The organism is Sphaerisporangium rhizosphaerae (genome assembly GCF_042665155.1).
GTDB classification, from domain to species: Bacteria; Actinomycetota; Actinomycetes; order Streptosporangiales; family Streptosporangiaceae; genus Sphaerisporangium; species Sphaerisporangium rhizosphaerae.
On sequence record NZ_JBHTCG010000011.1, the window covers coordinates 24408 to 42857 of the forward strand.

General features: G+C 64.7%; 21 protein-coding genes and 2 tRNA genes. 9 read left to right on the forward strand and 14 right to left on the reverse strand.

The window, feature by feature from the left end; genetic code table 11:
* Nucleotides 1–131 precede the first annotated feature (131 nt).
* Nucleotides 132–204, forward strand: a tRNA-Arg gene (locus ACFQSB_RS18205).
* Nucleotides 205–411: 207 nt separating this feature from the next.
* On the opposite strand, the gene ACFQSB_RS18210 is transcribed toward ACFQSB_RS18205, so the two are convergent.
* The 8 genes from ACFQSB_RS18210 to ACFQSB_RS18245 all read right to left on the reverse strand — a co-directional run bounded on the left by ACFQSB_RS18210 (nucleotide 412) and on the right by ACFQSB_RS18245 (nucleotide 6351).
* Entirely contained in the window at nucleotides 412–1776 is a 1365-nt protein-coding gene (locus ACFQSB_RS18210) for a tyrosine-type recombinase/integrase (RefSeq protein ID WP_380827824.1), read from the reverse strand.
* Nucleotides 1773–1964: a helix-turn-helix transcriptional regulator gene (locus tag ACFQSB_RS18215; protein WP_380827826.1), complete on the reverse strand. Its 192-nt coding sequence runs from the start codon at nucleotides 1962–1964 to the stop codon at nucleotides 1773–1775. Before ACFQSB_RS18215 ends, ACFQSB_RS18210 begins: the two co-directional genes overlap by 4 nt.
* Entirely contained in the window at nucleotides 1961–3343 is a 1383-nt protein-coding gene (locus tag ACFQSB_RS18220; RefSeq protein ID WP_380827827.1) for a replication initiator, read from the reverse strand. Before ACFQSB_RS18220 ends, ACFQSB_RS18215 begins: the two co-directional genes overlap by 4 nt.
* 96 nt (nucleotides 3344–3439) lie before the next feature.
* Nucleotides 3440–3577, reverse strand: coding sequence for a hypothetical protein (locus ACFQSB_RS18225; protein WP_380827829.1), 138 nt, complete (start codon nucleotides 3575–3577; stop codon nucleotides 3440–3442).
* Nucleotides 3570–3917, reverse strand: a complete 348-nt coding sequence (locus ACFQSB_RS18230; RefSeq protein WP_380827831.1) for a hypothetical protein — start codon at nucleotides 3915–3917, stop codon at nucleotides 3570–3572. Before ACFQSB_RS18230 ends, ACFQSB_RS18225 begins: the two co-directional genes overlap by 8 nt.
* Nucleotides 3918–3934: 17 nt before the next feature.
* Nucleotides 3935–4630 carry a DUF2637 domain-containing protein gene (locus ACFQSB_RS18235; protein WP_380827832.1) on the reverse strand — a complete coding sequence of 232 codons (696 nt, stop codon included), beginning with the start codon at nucleotides 4628–4630 and terminating at the stop codon, nucleotides 3935–3937.
* Nucleotides 4631–4667: 37 nt separating this feature from the next.
* Nucleotides 4668–6029, reverse strand: a complete 1362-nt coding sequence (locus ACFQSB_RS18240) for an FtsK/SpoIIIE domain-containing protein (RefSeq protein ID WP_417774568.1) — start codon at nucleotides 6027–6029, stop codon at nucleotides 4668–4670.
* Entirely contained in the window at nucleotides 6022–6351 is a 330-nt protein-coding gene (locus tag ACFQSB_RS18245; protein WP_380827836.1) for an SCO3933 family regulatory protein, read from the reverse strand. The genes ACFQSB_RS18240 and ACFQSB_RS18245 overlap by 8 nt, the downstream gene beginning before the upstream one ends.
* Before the next feature lie 112 nt (nucleotides 6352–6463).
* On the opposite strand from ACFQSB_RS18245, the gene ACFQSB_RS18250 reads away from it, so the two are divergent.
* Nucleotides 6464–6838, forward strand: a complete 375-nt coding sequence (locus ACFQSB_RS18250) for a GntR family transcriptional regulator (protein WP_380827838.1) — start codon at nucleotides 6464–6466, stop codon at nucleotides 6836–6838.
* Between the two features lie 213 nt (nucleotides 6839–7051).
* Here ACFQSB_RS18250 and ACFQSB_RS18255 read toward each other — a convergent pair whose 3' ends face one another.
* Entirely contained in the window at nucleotides 7052–7330 is a 279-nt protein-coding gene (locus ACFQSB_RS18255; protein WP_380827840.1) for a hypothetical protein, read from the reverse strand.
* Between the two features lie 151 nt (nucleotides 7331–7481).
* Here ACFQSB_RS18255 and ACFQSB_RS18260 point away from each other — a divergent pair, with 151 nt between their 5' ends.
* Both ACFQSB_RS18260 and ACFQSB_RS18265 read left to right on the forward strand, forming a co-directional pair.
* Complete coding sequence (locus tag ACFQSB_RS18260) at nucleotides 7482–8222, forward strand: helix-turn-helix domain-containing protein (RefSeq protein WP_380827841.1); 741 nt, start codon at nucleotides 7482–7484, stop codon at nucleotides 8220–8222.
* Between the two features lie 2 nt (nucleotides 8223–8224).
* On the forward strand, nucleotides 8225–8701 hold the full coding sequence (locus ACFQSB_RS18265; RefSeq protein ID WP_380827842.1) for an NUDIX hydrolase: 477 nt from the start codon (nucleotides 8225–8227) through the stop codon (nucleotides 8699–8701).
* Here ACFQSB_RS18265 and ACFQSB_RS18270 read toward each other — a convergent pair.
* The 3 genes from ACFQSB_RS18270 to ACFQSB_RS18280 are packed head-to-tail and all read right to left on the reverse strand — an operon-like array spanning nucleotide 8585 to nucleotide 10147.
* Nucleotides 8585–9247, reverse strand: coding sequence for an HD domain-containing protein (locus tag ACFQSB_RS18270; protein ID WP_380827843.1), 663 nt, complete (start codon nucleotides 9245–9247; stop codon nucleotides 8585–8587). The genes ACFQSB_RS18265 and ACFQSB_RS18270 overlap by 117 nt on opposite strands.
* A 34-nt stretch (nucleotides 9248–9281) precedes the next feature.
* Nucleotides 9282–9818 carry a GntR family transcriptional regulator gene (locus ACFQSB_RS18275; protein WP_380827845.1) on the reverse strand — a complete coding sequence of 179 codons (537 nt, stop codon included), beginning with the start codon at nucleotides 9816–9818 and terminating at the stop codon, nucleotides 9282–9284.
* The gene (locus ACFQSB_RS18280) at nucleotides 9815–10147 is read right to left on the reverse strand and encodes a hypothetical protein (RefSeq protein ID WP_380827846.1); all 333 of its coding nucleotides are present in this window, start codon (nucleotides 10145–10147) and stop codon (nucleotides 9815–9817) included. The genes ACFQSB_RS18275 and ACFQSB_RS18280 overlap by 4 nt, the downstream gene beginning before the upstream one ends.
* A gap of 161 nt (nucleotides 10148–10308) precedes the next feature.
* On the opposite strand from ACFQSB_RS18280, the gene ACFQSB_RS18285 reads away from it, so the two are divergent.
* The 5 genes from ACFQSB_RS18285 (at nucleotide 10309) to ACFQSB_RS18305 (ending at nucleotide 16335) form a co-directional block, all read left to right on the forward strand.
* Nucleotides 10309–11073 (forward strand): XRE family transcriptional regulator, encoded by a 765-nt coding sequence (locus ACFQSB_RS18285; protein WP_380827848.1) that lies wholly within the window; start codon nucleotides 10309–10311, stop codon nucleotides 11071–11073.
* A gap of 374 nt (nucleotides 11074–11447) precedes the next feature.
* Entirely contained in the window at nucleotides 11448–11834 is a 387-nt protein-coding gene (locus ACFQSB_RS18290) for a hypothetical protein (RefSeq protein WP_380828089.1), read from the forward strand.
* Between the two features lie 981 nt (nucleotides 11835–12815).
* Entirely contained in the window at nucleotides 12816–14417 is a 1602-nt protein-coding gene (locus ACFQSB_RS18295; protein WP_380827849.1) for a DUF262 domain-containing protein, read from the forward strand.
* Nucleotides 14417–15655, forward strand: a complete 1239-nt coding sequence (locus ACFQSB_RS18300) for a type II toxin-antitoxin system HipA family toxin (RefSeq protein WP_380827851.1) — start codon at nucleotides 14417–14419, stop codon at nucleotides 15653–15655. Before ACFQSB_RS18295 ends, ACFQSB_RS18300 begins: the two co-directional genes overlap by 1 nt.
* Nucleotides 15656–16272: 617 nt before the next feature.
* A tRNA-Ser gene (locus tag ACFQSB_RS18305) sits at nucleotides 16273–16335 on the forward strand.
* Nucleotides 16336–16542: 207 nt separating this feature from the next.
* On the opposite strand, the gene ACFQSB_RS18310 is transcribed toward ACFQSB_RS18305, so the two are convergent.
* Together ACFQSB_RS18310 and ACFQSB_RS18315 are read right to left on the reverse strand one after the other, a co-directional pair.
* Nucleotides 16543–17334: a tyrosine-type recombinase/integrase gene (locus tag ACFQSB_RS18310; protein WP_380827853.1), complete on the reverse strand. Its 792-nt coding sequence runs from the start codon at nucleotides 17332–17334 to the stop codon at nucleotides 16543–16545.
* A 58-nt stretch (nucleotides 17335–17392) separates the two neighbouring features.
* Nucleotides 17393–18223 (reverse strand): alpha/beta fold hydrolase, encoded by an 831-nt coding sequence (locus ACFQSB_RS18315; protein ID WP_354845840.1) that lies wholly within the window; start codon nucleotides 18221–18223, stop codon nucleotides 17393–17395.
* Nucleotides 18224–18450 lie beyond the last annotated feature (227 nt).

Below are 18450 nucleotides of genomic sequence, written 5' to 3' on the forward strand. Positions count from 1 at the left end.
CAGCTACGTCCCGTTGGCGGCATGTCAGCCCTTTACCCCCGCACATCGCATACATGAGAGACCACCCGCAAAGCCGAGCCCCGCCACGGCCCACACGGTGCTCGCCTTTCGGTACGCTTACACCACATCCCGCCTCCGTAGCTCAGGGGATAGAGCACCGCTCTCCTAAAGCGGGTGCCGCAGGTTCGAATCCTGCCGGGGGCACCGAGCTGACCTTGCATTTCATGACCTGACCTGCGGATTCTCACTCTCGGCGACATGTGCCCTCGTGCAGCCGTAGGCCATGGACAGCAGCCCTGAATCACCGTTCGCGGAATATGCACGGGATGATCTTGCATGCGTTAGGCCAGGTCAGCCCCGGGAATGCAGAAGGCCCCGGACGTTGCCGGGGCCTCGCGGGAGTGACGCCGATCATGTCTCCAGTGCCTTGCTGATCTGACCGTTGACCTGAGCACGCTGCCCGTCGATGCACTTTGCGTAGACGCGTAGGAGTACGTCAACGCCGTGACCGGCGCGCTGAGCTACCTCAGTCGGCGGTACACCGGCGTTCAGCCACAGGGAGACCGCGGCGTGCCGCAGGTCATACGGACGGGCCGCCAGTGGGGAGGCGACCTGTTCGGCGGTGAACGTCAGCCTCCTGGCCTCGCGCCAGACGGCGGAGTACGCCGAGGAGGAGAACGGCCGGCCCTTGCTCGTCCGGAAGAGCCTGCCGTCTTTCGCCGTGTCGTGGCTATCGATGTGCTGACGCAGAACGGCGACCAGCACCGGAGGGATCGGGATCTCCCGCGTGTCGTCCTTGGCTCGGTGCTTGAGACCACGTTCGTCGTGTGTCTCCCCTGAGTCCGTCCACCGCTTGTTCGCCTGTGGGCGCGCCCTCTCAAGGGTGATCAGGCCCCACCCATCGGCCGGTAGGTCGCAGTTCTGCCGACGCAGCCCCGCGGCTTCCTCCGGCCGCAGCGCCGCGTAGTACATACAGGCGAACATGGCCGTCATCCGCGCGCCGCGCGTCCGGCCCACCAGCTTCACAGCATCGAGCAAGGCCCGCGCCTGAGCCGGGCTGATCACCGTACGAGGATCGACGGCACCGACAGCCTTCGGAGGCTTCCACTTCACCGCGTGCAGTGGATTGGCGGACAGCTTCTTGAGCTCCACCGCGGATTCCATCATGTGATGGAGCACCGCCCGCTTACGCCGCACGGTGTTGGCCGCCGCAGGTTCGCCATCGAAGCGTAGAGCGATCGCATCGAGGGCCATCCGGATAACGGCAGGTTCCGCCAGGTCACCGAGAGGCAATGAGGCCGCTTCAAGCCAGCCGGACGCCACCTTGTGTTCCGGCCGCAATTCCCCGCGCCGTTTGCCGGGGAGAAAGGCGTACTCGCGCAGGACCGCGCGAAGATCCTCGTCGTCAGGCCTGCCCGGGACGTCCCTGACGAGCGCCGGCACCAGGGACAGCAGTGCGTAGGTCATCGTCTCGCGCGTCCGCGCCGCCGTGTGGACCCAGCGGGAAGCCATGTAGGACTGGGCGAACTCGAAGAAGGTCGGCCCCGTATCGGCAGCCATGGCCATCGACTCGGGAAGACCCGTCCCCAGGTCGAATGCCTCACCCCGCTTGGCCGCTTGCCGCAGGTCCGAAACGAAGTTCTCGGCGAGGGCTTTCGTGCGGAAGGTCTTGGACTTTTCCTTAGGACCGACCTTCCAGCGGGTCACATACGAAGGGGTCTTGCTTGAGGCGTTGCGGCGGATGTCCCAGAACTTCACGTCGTAGGAGGTATTCACGCAGCCTCCCGGAGGGATTCGAGCCAGACGACGAGGTCGCTTCGCCACACGCGGAGTTCACCGTTCGGGAGCTTGACGCACTTGGGCGCGTGACGCAGCTCCCGCCAGCGGTAAAAGGTCCGGCGAGAGACCCCGCCCAGTTCTTCGAGGACCTGGGGAAGGGTCAGCAGCTCGTCTCGGCGATTCATCGGGCACCTGCCGAACCGCCGCCGGACGCAGGGGACGTTAGAGCAGCGGCGAGAAGCTGTTCGTCGGCGGCAAGGCCGCGGCCGGCATAGGTCCAACGAGCGATGATGACCGGCTTATCCTCCGCGAGGATCGGCAGGCGCCCGGTGCTGATCTCCTCCTGCCGCGCATGGTGGGCCCGTAGTGAGCGGAGGTCACCGATGGTGAGGGAGTAGCGGCGGCTTCTGGTGGAGAAGTGGCCGCGGTAGCCCAGCATGTGAGCCCAATGGTCAAGGCGGTGCTCGGCCAGGTGGGACAAGGCCCCGAGGCGGAAGCATTCGGCGATCAGCCGCCGGGGGTGGTCACGAAGCCCGAGGGTGGACAGGTCTTCCAGCGAATAGATGCGCCGGTCAAGGGTGCCGACGCATTCGGCCGCCTTGGTGGCGTACTTGGCGACGTAGGCGGCAACGGCCTGTTCGGTCAGGTCCCCGCCGGAAGTGATCGGCCGGATGTCGAGTTGCCGGCCCCAGCGCAGGACCCGTACCGGCTCGTCCGAGGTGGTGGAGATCCTGGCGGAGACGGCCGGAGTGGCACCCTGAACGGCGGCCGTCAGTACGTCGGTGGTGGCCCAGGCCGGAGGCGGAGACGTCGGCCCGTCGGGTCCGTCGAGGCGGATGACAGCGTGCAGGTGGACGACGCCGCGGCGCTGGTATTCGGCGACCTTAGCGAAGGACAGGACCAGGTGCCCTCGTAGTTCGCGAAGGCTGAGCCCGCCGGCCGTCGCGAGCCTGCGGCGCAGGGCGTCGGCGAATCGCACCCACAGCAGGGGAGCCACGGCGTTGAACAGCACTGAGCCGGTGTAGTCGTAACAGTCCGGGCACAGCGGTTCGCCGAGGACCTCATCGGTGGCGCGATGCCGTGCCGTGCAGGAGATCATTCGCCCGTGTGGACAGGGGGTGGCGTCCCGTCGGGGGTGGCAGGGCAGGACCTTGCCGTTGTTCTCTCGCCGGGTGTGTACCTGTCCGAACGAGGGTGCGGTGAGGGTGACGAACAGGCACGGGTGATCGCTGACCGAGGCCGGGACGCCCTTGCCGCCGATCAGGCCGGCGCGGATGAGCTGGTAGGTGTCGCCGCGGTAGGTTTTGGCGCACGCGGGGCAACGGGTTGCGCGCCGGGTCTTGCAGGGCAGGCGGAGCACGCCGCCGGGTTCGTTGTGGGTGGTGTAGGTGTGCAGGCGCCGGCCGGTGGCGGGGTCGACGTGCAGGACGGTGCCACGCATGTTGATGGGCTGTCGGCAGCCGCCGGTCCGGCGGATCTGGGCGGCCCACCGGTCGTAGTCGGAACTGTCGAGACGGGCGACCATGCCGGCGATCGCGTGCGGATCAATGGTCGATGCGGGCAAGATGGAGTCCTCCTTTCGCTCGTACGGGTGGAGGGATGGCCCCCGACCTGGCAGGCGTCTTGGCGGATGTACGGCCAGGCCGGGGGCAGCCTGGGGCTATGCCCCGAGGTTGTCGATGCCGCTGCCGAAGCAGTCGGCGCAGGTGGCGCCGAGGCTGTCGATCCCGGTGCCGTTGCAGGTGCAGCAGCGGTAACGGATGACCATCACCTCGTCTGCTGTGTCGGTCTCAGACATGCTCGTAAAGAGGGTCGTCGTCGGGGATGACGCAGCCCACGTAGCTGGATTCGGCCTTGTATCGGGCGCTACGTTCAGCCAGCACCGCCACCGCCCGGTACGCGACCGGGCCGAACATGATCGAAGTACCGTAGTGACCGCTGTGGAGGTGATCGGCCTCGATCTCGCTGCCGAGGTAGGCGGCGACTTTGTCGATGTCGGCGCACATCTGGGAGTCGGCGGTGCGGCGGGGGAAGTAGTAGGCGGTCACCTCGTAGGACGGGGTGGGGATGTCGGGGTTGGTGTCGAGGAAGTCGGCCAGGTCTCGAAGGCCGGAGATCAACACGGTCCGGTCGATCATGATGAGTTCTCCCTTCCCTAGGTGGGTTCCGATGCGGTGCGCAGGTGGCGCAGTAGGTCGGAGGCGAGTTGGTTGGACACGCCCAGGCGGGCGCGGAGCGTGTCGCGGTTGATCGGTTTGTGGTGTTGGGCGTGGTAGTCGGTGGCGAGCTTGCGGGCGTAGTCGAGGAGTTCCGGGGACGGTCCTGACCGGTCGTCCTTGTCGTCCTGGTGACCGGGGACGAGTTCGGGGACCGTCGAGGACGACGGGACGGGTTCCGGTGAGGACGGGGACGAGGGGCATATGGCCGAGGACGGGAGCAGGGACGACTCTGGGGACGGCGCCGGGCGCGGCCCGGTGGAGCGGCGTTCGAGCATGGAGACCGCGACGAGGAACGCGCCGGCCGGGGTGGCCGCGACCAGCCAGCCCCATGCGGATGGTTGGGCTTGGTGGAGGTTGGCGGCCAGGGACAGGACGACGCCGCCGGTCAGGACGAGGGTCGGCCAGGAGACCCAGCCCGTATGGGCGCGTCCGGTCTTCTTGTCGCGTTGGCGTTCGCGGGCGGCCATGACGCAGGTGAAGTCGACGCAGACGGCGATGGCCCAGGCCATCCAGCCGTGTTGGCCGTGGGCGATGGCGGTGTCGCGGATGTGGGTGAACGATCCGGCGCCGGCGATGGCCGCCAGGATGATGACCGGTCCGGAGTCGGCCAGCCAACCGGCGAAGCGTCGCATCGTCTCCCCCTTTCTGATCAGCAGCAGCGGGTACGGGTCAGTGGTCCAGCAGGACGGGGATGTCGGTCTCGGTCACCTCCCCGCGGTACTCAGGCGCGGCGAGGTCGTCCCACGAGGGGGTCAGGTGCGCGTAGGTGCGGGCGGTGTGTTCGGCGATGTGCTCGGCCACGTAGAACGAGCGAGCCCGGTACCACTGGCCGTCTTGGGAGGCGACGATGGCGACGCCGGGTGTCTCGGCCGGGATGGCGCGGGCGGAGACCAGCGCGGCGGGGTCGAGGTCTCCGAGGGTCATGGTCGCGGTTTCGGGGTCGTTGACCCGATGGCAGATCCGCCCTGAGCACTGCGCCCGGAGAGCGGTGACGCCGGGGCCGAGGTCGGAGCCGATCCGCTGTCCGCACAGGAACAGGTAGATGCCGAAGGCCCGTCCGAGCTGGGCGATGCGCAGCAGTGCCGTCGAGGTCTTGGCGATCTCGTCTTTCTCGGACTTGTCGGCCATCAGGTACAGCTCGGCCAGTTCATCGACCAGGACGACGACCGGCACCGGCCGTAGCGCCGCCGGGAGCTGCCAGATGTTGCGGGCGCCGCCAGCGCGGCACAGGCCCATCCGATCGAGCATCAGGGCGGCCAGGTCACCGAGAAGCGCGACCGACTCCGGGCGGTTGGTGGCCAGCGCCGACAGGCGAGGAGCGTACGGGGCGAACTCGACGCCGCCCTTGAGGTCGAAGCCGACCAGGGCGACCGGTTGCGGGGCCAGCCCGACGATCAGCGCGTTGGCGAGGTTCGACTTACCGGACTGGGTGGCGCCCGCGTTCAGCCAGTGCGGGACGGTGCGGAAGTCGAGCGTCCATGGCCCGCCGGTCTCCAGTTTGCCGACGATGACCGTCAGCAGTTCCCCGGAGGCCGGCAGGGTGTCGAGGCGGACCAGCGGGTCACGGATCGTCACGGCGAGCACGATCCGTCCGGGGCGTGGGGAGGAGACTCGGACGGCGTGCACGCCCCAGGAGTGCGCGAGCCGTTCGGCGGCTTGGCTGTAATCGGCCGGGATCTGCCCTTCCAGGAGGCGGACGGTGACGCGCCAGCCGTGCCGCGTGGGTAACGGCAGCCACATCCACGGCTTGACGTCGACGGCCACCCGCTGGAAGCGCCGGCGAACCTTGACGATGCCGGTCGAGGCGACTGCGCGAGGAACGACGGTGAACCACCAGCGCTGTTGTTTCTTGGTCAAGCCGCAGCCGAGGGCGACCTTGCGCCAGGTGGCGCGCACGCTGATCGCGGTGAGGGTGTAGCCGACGAGCAGCCAGTACGACCGGTAATGCCAGCGCCGCCAGGTCCACAGCGCGGTGAGCAGCGCGGCCAGGTAGGCGAGCGTCCCGAAGAGCAGGTGCGGCAGGTCAGGCACGGGCACCCACTCCGGCGGGGGTGAAGGAAGTGGCGCGGTAGGAGATGCCCCACCGCTGGCCCATCTCCCAGACGTAGCCGACCAGGCCGACCGGGATCACCTCGTCCCCTGGGGAGACCGAGGAGTCGCCGGACAAGCCGACCTTGACCAGCTCGATCCGGCCGGTCTCGTCCTCCACCAGTAGGACGACCTCGTGAACGATCTGGCCGTCCTTGTCCTTCTTGATCTCGCCAGTGTCCTGGTTGACCAGGCGGGGCCGGGGCGCCTTCACGCAGGTGAAGCTCAGCCTGTTGGTGTCGACGGGGATCGGGATGTTGCGCATGGGATGGACCTCCTTCTCTCGGTTACCTAGGCCAACATAGTTAACCTAGTTGGCTCGGTTGTCAATGACATCGTGGTTGGCTTGGTCGCCGGTGGTGTGCTGAACTTGGGGAATGGTCAAGAAGACCGGCCGCCCCGGGTACCTGCAGATCGCCGATGAACTGCGCGAGCAGATCCGCCGCGGGACGTTGGCGCCGGGCGATCCGCTGCCCTCGACGGCCCGGCTTTCCGAGGACTACGACGCGTCGCTGTCGGTGGTGAAGATGGCGGTCGGCATCCTGCGCAACGAAGGGCTGGTCATCGGCCAGCAGGGCAAAGGCGTGTACGTCCGCGAGATCGACACCACCGTCGGCCACACCCCTGCCGCCACCGCCGACGAGCTGACCGAGATCCGCGCGTCCATCAAAGAGCTGACCGAGCGGCTGGAACGGGTGGAATCGGCGCTGTCGCAGCAGTCCGGCAAGCCCCGCCGCTCATCGCGAAGCTGACCTTCGCCCCACCCGCCTCGTCGCCGCCGCATTCCGGCCGGTTGTCGCGGACGTGGACGCCCATGACTCGCCGGGCGAACGCCGAGGAGTGCGACGCCGGCTTGACCGGCAGGTGCATCCGCCGCTCCTCCTGGCGGACGCCGACCAGCACGACCAGGAAGGCGACCATTCCGGCGACGCCCAGCCCAATCACGGCCAGCGGGAACAGCGTGTTCATGACCAGATCACCCCAGCGCCGTGCGAGGCCACGGCCAGGCCGATGATGGTCGCCATCAGCACGACGGCCGCCGCGGCGCCGGGGCCGGTGGTGCCGGGACGGCGGGGGCGACCGGCCGGGCGGGTGCTGCCGCCGCGGCCCTTGCGCCGCTTGGCCTGACGGCGCTGCCACCGGAGAACGGCCGTGCACTTACGGCAGGCGCCGGCCCCCTCGGGCATCCGGGCGCCGCACGCGCACGGTGGGGTCTCGTCCAGGGGAGGGATTTCGTCGGTCATCTGCGTTTTCTCCTCTCGTCTCACGGTCGGTTTCGTGGTGCGAGATGAGGATGCGACGCAACGTAGGGACGAGATCACTACACGACTGGACGTGTGCAAGACGTCCCGACTAGGGTTTTGGCGTCCCTGGACGTCCTTACGGGCAGGTGAGATGGCCAACGAGCGGTTGCGCGCGGCGCTTTTAGAACGTGGCGTCACGATCGGCGACCTGGCCACGGTGACCGAGGTTGACCCCAAAACCGTCGAACGGTGGGTCACCCAGGCACGTCGCCCCTATCGCAAACACCGCTACGCGATCGCCACGTTTCTCCAGGTAGACGAGTCCTACCTATGGCCAGACGCGCTCACCCCCGAGCAGGTCACCGCGGCCGGCGAAAGCGAGATCATCCACGTCTACCCGCACCGCTGGGCCGTCCCCCGAGACATCTGGGGACGTCTGTTCACCGAGGCCAAGCGAGAGATCGGCGTCCTGGTCTACAGCGGCATGTTCCTGGCTGACGACGCGGGCATGATCAAGCTTCTCGGCGACAAGGCCGCCGGTGGCGTGCAGGTGCGAATTCTGCTGGGCGATCCCGACTCCCCCGAGGTCGCGAGGCGTGGTGCTGATGAGGGCATCGACGACGCCATGGCGGCCAAGGTGCGCAACGCCCTGGTGCTCTACCGGCCGATCCGCGACATCGAAGGCGTGGAGATCCGACTGCACGGCACGACCCTCTACAACTCGATCTACCGCACTGACGACCAGTTCCTCGTCAACCCGCACGTGTACGGCCAGCCCGCCGCCAACGCCCCAGTCCTGCACCTGAAGAAGGTGATCGGCGGGGACATGGTCGCCACCTACGCGGCCAGCTTCGAACAGGTGTGGGAGCAGGCCCGCCCGGTAGAGTCCTGATCATGGCCCGCCGCATCGACTTCTACGACGCCCCTGACGCTCCCAAGGCCAACAGCCTGGTCCCCTCGGTCAACGTCGTGGTTACCAACGAGGCCGGCGACATCTTGATGATCCGCCGCTCCGACAACGACAACTGGGCCGTCCCCGGCGGAGCCATCGACCTCGGCGAGTCCATCCCGCAGGCCGCGGTACGCGAAACCCGCGAGGAAACCGGCATCGAATGCGAGATCACCGGCATCGTCGGCACCTACAGCGACCCCAAGCACGTGATCCTCTATACCAGCAACGGCGAGGCCCGGCAGGAGTTCTCCATCGTGCTCACCGCGCGCGCCGTCAGTGGCGAGCCGACGGCGAGTGATGAGTCACGCGAGGTGCGCTGGGTAAGCCGTGATCAGATAGAACGGCTTGGCATGGATCGCTCGATGCGGCTGCGTATCGGCCACTATCTCAGCGGTGCCGGCGGACCGTACATCGGCTGACGCCATCCGGTCCTCGATCGCGCGCACGGCCGACATGATGCACGGGGTCGCCTTGGCGATGGTGGCGGTGACCAGGTCTTCCGGGCCGTAGCGCTCACGGATCTCGGCCAGCCGGTCAACAGCCTTGATCGGCACCCCATCGGGGCTGGTGGTCATGTCGCAGTAGGTGATCGCCTCGACCAGATCCGGCCGCTGTTTGGGGAACTCCCCCTGCAGGATGTCCAGCAGGCCGCGGTCACCGGCCTCGATCTCCGCACACGTATGGTGCGCGACCAGCTTGCACAGCAGCTCATCGGCGCCGTGGACATCCCGCAGATAGCGCGCCCCATCGATGGGATGAAAGCCGACATCCACCAAGTCCGGGGCGTAACCGATGTCGTGCAGATAGGCCGCCATCGCCAGCAGTTCGGCGTCCTTGCCCAGGATCGGGGCGAGCTGTTCAGCCCGCCGGCCGACCCCGAGCGAGTGCTCCCACCGACGCGGGAGCACGTCTTGCAGCGTCTTTCGTGCCAGCTCACGAGCCCAGGCGATGTTGATGTCCCTCATGTGGCTTACCATCGCAGGCACCTTCCGCCCCGAGCTAGGGATCTGACTTAGACGTCTTGAGACGTCCTTCCCAGTCGGGACGGACGAAACGGCCCTTGCCGTGAACCGCGACGATCAGCCCCTCGCTCTCCAGTACCCCGAGCGCCTGACGGACCGTAGTACGCGAGGCCGCGTAGTGCCGGCGCAGGTCCCGTTCACTGGACACTTTGCCCGCCAACGGCAACCGACCACACTCGATCTGCGCGCGCAGCTCTGCCGCGATCGCCTGATATAGGTACTCCCGATCCAGGTGGCGGATCTCCTCGCGCAGCACCAGGTAGCCCTTGGAGCGGATGGTGACCAGGAGGTTCTCCTCCACCAGGACGCCCAGCGCACGCCGGACCGTGTTGCGGGCAACCCCGTACTCCTTGCTCAGTGCCGTTTCCGACGGCAGGTAGGTGCCGACCGGATACGCGCCGGAGGTGATCCGTTCGCGTAGCCGATCGGCGAGCTGCGAGTACACCCGCCACCCGGTCAGCCACCGACCGACCGCACCGCCGCCCACCGGTTGGCCGGCCTCTAAGTCGGTCACGACTGGTAGGCGTCGAGGATCTTGTGCAGGTCCGTCTGTTCCCCCTCATGCCACCCCGCCTGTGTGGCAGCGGCGATGACCTCGGCCGCGCCGTCCAGGTCGTGGCAGGACGTCCGCTCGTCGTTGCGCGACCCCCAGAAGAACCACAGGAAGGCCAGGTGCGCATACACCCGGCGCGGACGAAGGTGAATGTCGAACACCTCCAGACACGGCCGGTCGTCCTGATCGGACAGGTGATGGACCTCCACACCACGCCATACGAGCCTGTCCCTGAGTCCCAGCAGGTGCCGGTCCATGACCGGCCGTTCCCGCTCGTCGAACTTGCCCATCGGCATCCCTTCCGCTCTCGCGCCCCGCTCTTGTCGCGGTCACGCTGGGTGCCAATGAGCCTGCTCTCGACCAGGGAACTTCTACACCGCTCTTAGGGACGTCTAGGGACGTCTTGTGTTAGCTTCGCGATGCCGGTGCATCCGTTAAGGAGGGGACCCGCATGAACGACAACCTCCGTCACGCCCTCGCCCAAGCCCGCATGCGCACCATCGACGTCGCCGCGAGCCTCGCCGTGGACCCCAAGACCGTCGACCGATGGTTGAAGGGACGCATCCCCCACCCCCGCCACCGCTGGGCCGTCGCCGACCTCCTCAACTTGGACGAGTCCGACCTGTGGCCCGAGGCCGCCAACCCGCACCGCCCCATCGCCCCCGACGTCAAAGCCGTCTACCCCCACCGCTGGGCCGTCCCCCAAGCCCTCTGGCGCCAACTCTTCGCCACCGCCCGCCAGCAGATCGACATCCTCGTCTACAGCGGCCTGTTCCTCGCCGAAAACGCCGGCATCCTCCACCTCATCGCCGAACGAGCCCAAGCCGGCGCCCGCGTCCGCATCATGCTCGGAGACCCCACCAGCCCCCACGTCGCCGCCCGCGGCACCGACGAAGGCATCGGCCCCGACGTCATGATCGCCCGCATCAAGAACGCCGCCAAGCTCTACGGACCACTACAAGCCATCGACGGAGCAGAAATCCGCCTCCACCGCACGGTGCTCTACAACTCCATCTACCGCGCAGACGACGACCTACTCGTCAACCTCCACACCTACGGCACCCCCGCCGCCCAAGCCCCCGTCATGCACATCCACGCCCAAGACGACACCAGCACGGCAACCACGTATCTGACCAGCATCGAACGCACATGGAGCGAGGCCACCGCACCCGGCCACCTGCTCACAGCAGCCAGCACCACCAAGATCGAAAAGTAACTTATCTGTACGTCTATTAAAGGCGGCCCGCTACGCGGCCCGCCGGGCGCGTGGGTCGGTCTGCGTGCCCGGCTGCGGCTCTTCGGCCGGTCCGGGCACGCACCGCCCACGCGCCCGTAAGGCGGGCAAGAGAGTAGCCACCCAAGGCCGTGACGATCGCTCACTTTGGATCTCATCGCACTGGCTAGGGTGATCGCTGCCGCACGGCTTCCGGTGCTAATGACGATAGGCTGGCAAGCACTGGCGCTCCTGGCCGTTCTCGACGCCGCCTGCCAAGCCGCAGCCGACCTTTACCAGGCCACCATCGCGACCACGACATCGTCACCAGCTTCCCCGGCCTGGGGGAGCTCACCGCGGCCCGACTGTTCGCCGAGATCGGCGACGATCGCACCCGTTTCGCCGCCGCCCGCGCGCTCAAAACCGACGCTGGAGCCGCCCCGATCACCCGCGCCAGCGGACGTAGCCGAGCCGTCGTCCACAGTCAGGTCAAGAATCACCGTCTGGATGCCGTCGGCTACATCTGGGCCTGCGCCAGCCTGACCGCCTCACCCGGCGCCCCGCACCCGCTACGACCGGCGCAAAGAGCACGGCGACCGGCCCTCCGCCGCACCGCGCAACCTCTACAACCGCTTCCTCGGCTTCCGTTCCACTGCCTGGCCACCCGCCAGACCTACAGCGAACACCTCGCCTTTCCCGTCACCGCTCCTGGGGGCTCCACCGCCCCCAGACCCCCGCGAACCGCGGCAGCCGTCGACGCCTGATCTCATTGATCGCAGCCCGCCGCAGCGTCGCCGGCCACCACGGACCGAGCACGCTTGACACCGCCGCCGATCGGATGTGTCGGGCTTGGCGGCCCTGCGCTCCGGTTCCGCTTGCCATCGGGACTACCCGGGTGCATTCCTGAAATCAGAATCGTCAGCGTCACCGACGTGCTGATATTGCCGGCCTTGCTTCCACGTGCACGCATCGGCCTTATCCTGTACGACCTATAATGCTAGTACTTTAGCGTGTCGAGAGGGCTTAGTATGGTCAGAGAGCCGACGAATTCAATGAATATGTGATATCGATGCCGCTATCTTCGAGCCAGGCCGCTTTTCCCTATGGACAGGGACGCCAGCCAGGAGCAGTGTGGTGGTGTGGATGTGGCGAAGGTCGTGGAGCCGGGCGTGCGGGAGCGGTTCCGTGGGCTTGGGTCCGCTGGCCGGGTTGTTGTAGCGGCAGATCATGGTGGCGATGAGCGAGCTGACCGTGTCCGGATACACCGGTTCACCCCAGCCGGTCGTAGACACGTGATCCTTTGCCCCATTCCACTCGGCCCCGATCACCAGCTTGTCTGCGGCCTGCTTGGCGTGCTGGGCCTTGAGGACCTTGCCCGTCCCGTCATCGAGGCTGACGATGCGCTTCCAGCCGCTCTTGATGGTCCCTCGATCCTCTCCCCATCGATGAAGGAGTATCTGTACGAGAGCAAGGGCGCCCCGCAAGCGTGGCGCCGGCCGGCCGTGCCCGGCTCTGCGAGTCGGACATGTGGCCTGTTCCGTCCGGCCCTGTATCGCAGCCCGGTCAGCACGTCCGGCAGTGCGGGCGCTGAGAAAGCTGAGCGCTTGCACTCGAGACGCCACGGCCGTCGATCGGCAGCTGGGGCTGGCACACGGCTGGTCCGTGTATGCCCAAATCGGAGCGCCTGGATGAGGACCTGTATAAGGTGGGGTTACCACCACTCTTAAGATACGGGAGGATCACAAGTGACAATTACTCCGCTTGAGAAGTCGGGATCGTCCAGCTTTTCCATTCCCGATATTGTAGCGGCTGCCGAAATAGGGCGAATTCGAGTTCCAACCTTCCAGCGGCAATTCATATGGAACGCTGGGGATGTTCGCGACTTGTTTGACAGCTTGTACAGAGGTTTTCCTGTTGGGACGATGCTCCTATGGAGTCGCATCTCACCTGCAGGTCGAGTTCAGCTGGGGCCTATCCAATTCGATGCAGAGGAAAGAAGTGACGCCCTCTGGGTAGTGGATGGCCAGCAAAGAATAATTAGCCTGTTCGCATCCCTAACCAAAAAGTTTGAGATAGATGATGCGCGCTTCCAGGTAAGTTTCGATCTCAAGACGCAAAAGTTCGTTACGCCTCGAAAAGGAGTCGTAATTCCCCACCAGATCCCCGTCAGAGAAGCTATAGAAACCCGCACGCTTCAAGCCTGGCTGCGAAACAATTGGGATGAGCTGACCCCTGACGATTACGATACTGCAGATCAACTTGTTGGTCAGCTCCGAGATTATCGGATCCCAGCGTACATCGTCAGCGAAAATGATCAGGACCTCCTCCGCGAAGTATTCGATCGAGTGAATTCGGCCGGAAAGCCAATTAGCAGAGCGCAAGTTTTTCATGCCCTGTTCGGCGGCGAAGAAGATCTGGCAAGTCCCGCGTCCGTTGTTTCAGAACTCGAGCGGCTCAATTTCGGGAAGCTTGAAGAGAACCGAATCGTCCAGAGTGTTCTCGCTCTGCGAGGCGGTGACGTGGCTCGTGATATTCATGACGAGTTCAGAGGTGGAGAAGACCCGGCTGATTGGTTCGACAAGACTGAGGAAGCCCTGCGTCTAACCATCGCATTCCTTCGTTCAGAGGGTGTGCCGCATATTCGCGCAATGCCAAACACATTCCCATTGCCAGTCCTGGCTGTATTTTTCCATCTCCATCCAAATCCCGAACCGTGGATTGTCCGTCTCCTGAGCCGATGGCTTTGGCGCGGATGGGTACATGGGTTCGGCCAAGAAAGCGGGCAAACACCGACTCTTCGACGCGCGATTCGCTCAGTCAATCCCGATTATCGGGAACCAGAGAACGCTCCGAGTGCCTTCGATGCCGTAAAATCTCTGCTTGAAGTCACACCTGATCGTGAAGTGCCAAATCTCGACATGAGATCCTTCAACACAAAGTCGGCGAATAGTCGTCTAATCGCTCTTGCTCTCGCTTCTCTAAAGCCCCTCGATGACCTAGGTCGCGAGATCAACCTCGCAAGCGAGTTGGAGAGCAAAGGGCTCGACGCAGTTACTGAATTTACGCGCAATAATCGATCGCGTGCTGGTGCTCGCGGTTTCTGGCTGAGTTCATCACCATCAATCACAACAGTCACCGACGAGTCAATTCTCGCCTCTCACGCTGTTACCCCGACCGCGCTGGAGTTGCTGCGTACTGGTAATAGGGAAGGATTTGTGAGCTCAAGGGAGGAGGATATAAAAAACCTAGTTATTGGCTTCATCGGCAACCTCATTGAACCAAGTTCTCCTATCCGCCCCCCGCTAACGGAACTAATATCATTGGCGACAGCGGAGGATGAGTCCTAATGTCATCGGATGCAGCTTTGGCAATTCAGCTTCAGCGTCCGGATGGTAGTTGGGTCGATGTTGGCTGGCTTGAGAGACGCGACCAAACGAATTGGTTCTCTTTCTCAGAGCAATATTGGCGAGTTAGAGATCGGCCAGTTCTGGGCCAAGCATTTGAGGAGTCTGGCTTCCGTTGGAAAAGCCAGTCTACAGTGGCTCTTCCCAGGTGGTTCTCCCATCTGTTGCCGGAAGGGCGCTTGCGTGAAGCTGTAGCGAAAGCAGCGCAGGTAAACGTGGCGCGAGAGTTCGAATTGATTTCAAGACTGGGTTTGAGTGATCTTCCTGGTGGCATCCGTGCCTTTGCTGTCCAGGATAGGGAAGTAACGATCGTACCTTCGAAGGATGAGGGCGACGAAGGTGCCAGCAACCCTCTCCTGAAATTCAGCTTGGACGGTGCACAACTTAAATTCTCCTTGTACGGAAACAAGAAGGGGCTTACTGTCCCCGTTAAGGGGCAGGCCGGAAACTTTATTGTTAAGTTTCCCGACAATCGGCCCGGATTCGACGGCGTTCCTGAGACGGAGGCGGCGAGCCTTTGTCTTGCCAAAGCGATCGGGATTTCAACTCCGGAATTCTTTCTGATTGATCCCAGCACCATTGATGGGCTGGAGGAGTGGGCTCCAAAGGGGGGCGCAGGGCAGGCGCTAGCCGTTAGAAGGTTCGATCGGCTGACGGAACAGCGAAGAGTTCACATGGAAGAACTTGCGCAAGTTCTAGATATTCCTACTGCCAATCATAACGCAAAGTACGATAAAGCAAACTTCGAAGTCGTCGCAGTTGTCATTGGAGGAATCGTCGAAGTTAGTGCAGTCGGCGAAGTTGTCGACAGGATCGTGTTGAACGTTCTACTCGGGAACGGAGATGCACATCTAAAGAATTGGGCTTTTATTTATCCGGACGGCAGGAACCCAAAGCTTAGCCCCGTCTATGACATTTTGCCAACCGTTCTATTCTTTCCTGCAGACGATTTGGGTATGAATCTAGGAAAGACTAAGAAGTTTTCGCTTATCACTCCTTCTCACTTTGAAGAATTGGGTCGACGGTCCGGATTTGGCGCGTCCGAGGCATCCGACAGGGCGAGATTGGCCGTCGAGAAGATCATGGCCCACTGGTCAATCATGAAAGAGTATCTCCCCAAGGATCGCTTTTATGCGCTCGATAAACGTTTGAAACAACTTTCGCTGGTCAGATTTAAATAGGTCAAATCCGAACTGCGCAGCCTTAGTGTTGGACATTCGCCAGCTTTCCCACGCTCTGTCGCGCATCGGCACTGTGAACCCTGCCCGGTGATCTGCCCGGTTGGGTGCCGCTCAGCGGTCATCACCTCGACGCCGTGGACGTATCCCGGGTAGGGCCGCAATGTGATGTCCAGCCGCGCTTGGCGAATCGCCTCATCCCTGCTCCTGGCAGGGCACGCAGCGCGTCGAGCAGTCGCTCCCGGGCAACGGTGAGCATGTTGGTGACGCCGTATGCCCCGCGAGTACCGTCACCGCTGTCGACGCGCCGGTGCGACACGTCCACAGCGGCTCCTCTGTATCGAACTGGGTGTGGCTGGTCATGACTGCCGGCACCTGCGGGGACGGGCCTGTTCCAAGTTCCATGAGTGCCAGGATGGGAAACCGAATGGGACGGAGGAACTTCGTCAAGGACGGATAGAGGACGTCCTACGTGACAGACAAGCGTCCCGCGACAGAACGCGCGTCCGTTCAACAGGCCAGGCCGAGATCATCCAATCTGCTGTCTGCGAAGCATATGCGAAATGATCAAGAACGTCTTAAGCTTGGTATCAGCCATAACCGCAGATCAGCAGACCTATGCGTCCGTGATCACAACCGCTCTCCTAAAGCGGGTGCCGCAGGTTCGAATCCTGCCGGGGGCACTCACCTGACCAGTCACTATGTCCCCCACCAGGGCATCCCTTGATCGATACCGGTTAACCCAAAAGCAGCCGTAGGCCGCCATATGCAGCCGTAGGTCAATGATCGCGAACCATGTGCGAACCACTCCCGGCAATGTTCGCCCAGGTCGCGCCGGGAACGCGAAAGGCCCCGGAATGGTCCGGGGCCATGGTACGCAGAGTTGTGGGTCATTCGTTGAGCGCATCAGAGATCTTGCCGTTGGCCCGCGCCTGCTGCCCCTCGATGCACTTGGCGTAGACGCGTAGCAGCACGTCAACGCTGTGGCCAGCCCGCTCGGCTACCTCGGTAGCTGGTACCCCGGCGTTCAGCCACAGCGAGACGGCGGCATGCCGCAGGTCGTACGGCCGAGCCGCCAGCGGTGAGGCCGCCTGCTCCGCCGTGAAGGCCACTCGGCGTGCCTGCTGCCAGACGCCCGAGTACGCAGATGAGGAGAACGGGCGCCCCTTGGCGGTGCGGAACAGACGACCGTCGGGAGCGACACCGTAGCGATCAATGTGCTCCCGCAGAATCGTGACCAGGACGGGAGGGACGGAAACCAGGCGGGTTTCATCCTTGGCCCGGTGCTTAAGGCCCCGGGAGTCGTGGGTCTCCCCCGAGTTGGTCCATCTCTTGTTGGCCTGCGGCCGGGCCTTCTCGACCGTCAGCAGCCCCCAGCCCTGTTCGGGAAGGTCGCAGTTCTGGCGGCGCAAGCCCGCGGCTTCCTCAGGACGAAGCGCCGCGTAGTACATGCAGGCGAACATGCCGTGCAGCCGCCGACCCCGGGTCCGACCGATACCAGGGACCGCCGCCAGCAGCGCACGGGCCTGTTCGGGATTGACGACGGTACGGGGGTCGACGGCGCCAGCGGTCTTGGGGGGAGTCCACTTGATCGCGTGCAGCGGGTGCCTTGCGGTACGGGTCGGCTTGCCACCGAATGACATGGCGACCTGGTCGGGGCCCTCTCTGACCAGGCTGTCCACGGCTACCCAATACGGCCCGACGGCCGATCCGAAAGGCCGCCGAGCAGGGCGAATTGGCTCAGCTCTCCTGGTCGAGGAAGGCGAGGGTGACTGCTGCGAAGAGCGGGGACAGGAAGATGTCGTAGTGCGTGAGACCGGGCAGGATCGCCAGTGCGTGTCCGCCCTTGGGCCGGGACTCGCCCTGCCAGCCACCGTCGCGCAGGCCGCCGTCGAGGAGTTTGAAGACCTCGGCGTAGTGGCTCGGCGGTGCCATGTCGGCATCGGCGGCGACTACGAGCGTCGGCATCTGCAGGCCGCGCACTTCTTCGGTGAAGTCGAAGTCCTTCGCCAGAGCCTCGCCGATCTTGTCGAGCAGCTTCGGGAAGTCCTCGGGACGGGGTGCCACCCGCTGGTAGAGCTCGTACATCGGGGTGTCCTTCATGAATTCGGCGGCCGCCCCGCTCACCTGGACCTGCTGCTGGAGGATCTCCGGATAGATTGCGTCGCGGCTGATGTTCGCCGACGCCGTCACCAGGCGGCCCACCTTCTCCGGGTACTTGATCGCGACCTGGAGCGCCACCCCGCCGCCGAGGGAGTAGCCGACCACGTCCGGCTTCTGCAGGCCGAGGTGGTCGATGAGCGCGGCGATGTCATCGGCCATCAGCCGGATGTCGAGCGGTCGGTCGATGTCGGCGGTCCGGCCGTGCCCCTGTAGGTCGACAGCGACGACCTGGTGGTGGTCGGCCAGGGTGGGAAGGATCGGCTCGAACATCTCCCCCGAGCCGAGGCCTCCGTGCAGCAGGATCATCGGGCGTCCCGCCCCGTGCGTCTCGTAGTACAGGTTGATTCCGTTTACCTCGGCGTACTGACCCGAGCCGGCGCTTTCAGCGGTCCATTCCGTGGCGGTCATGATTGCTCCTCGCGTGCTTCCCGTCGACTTGACGCCGATGTAGACCGGGCGGGCGCCGGAAATTCATCGCTGATGGCGGGGCGATTTTTCCGGCATGCTCGTAAGCATCCACGTCGTGAGCACCCGCCGCGGTGCGGCCGCCGGCGGAGTGAGCGCCCTGACAGGCGTGATCGCCCCCGACCCAGTGCCGGGGTAGGGCACCCCCGAAAAGTCGTAGTCGCCCGCTA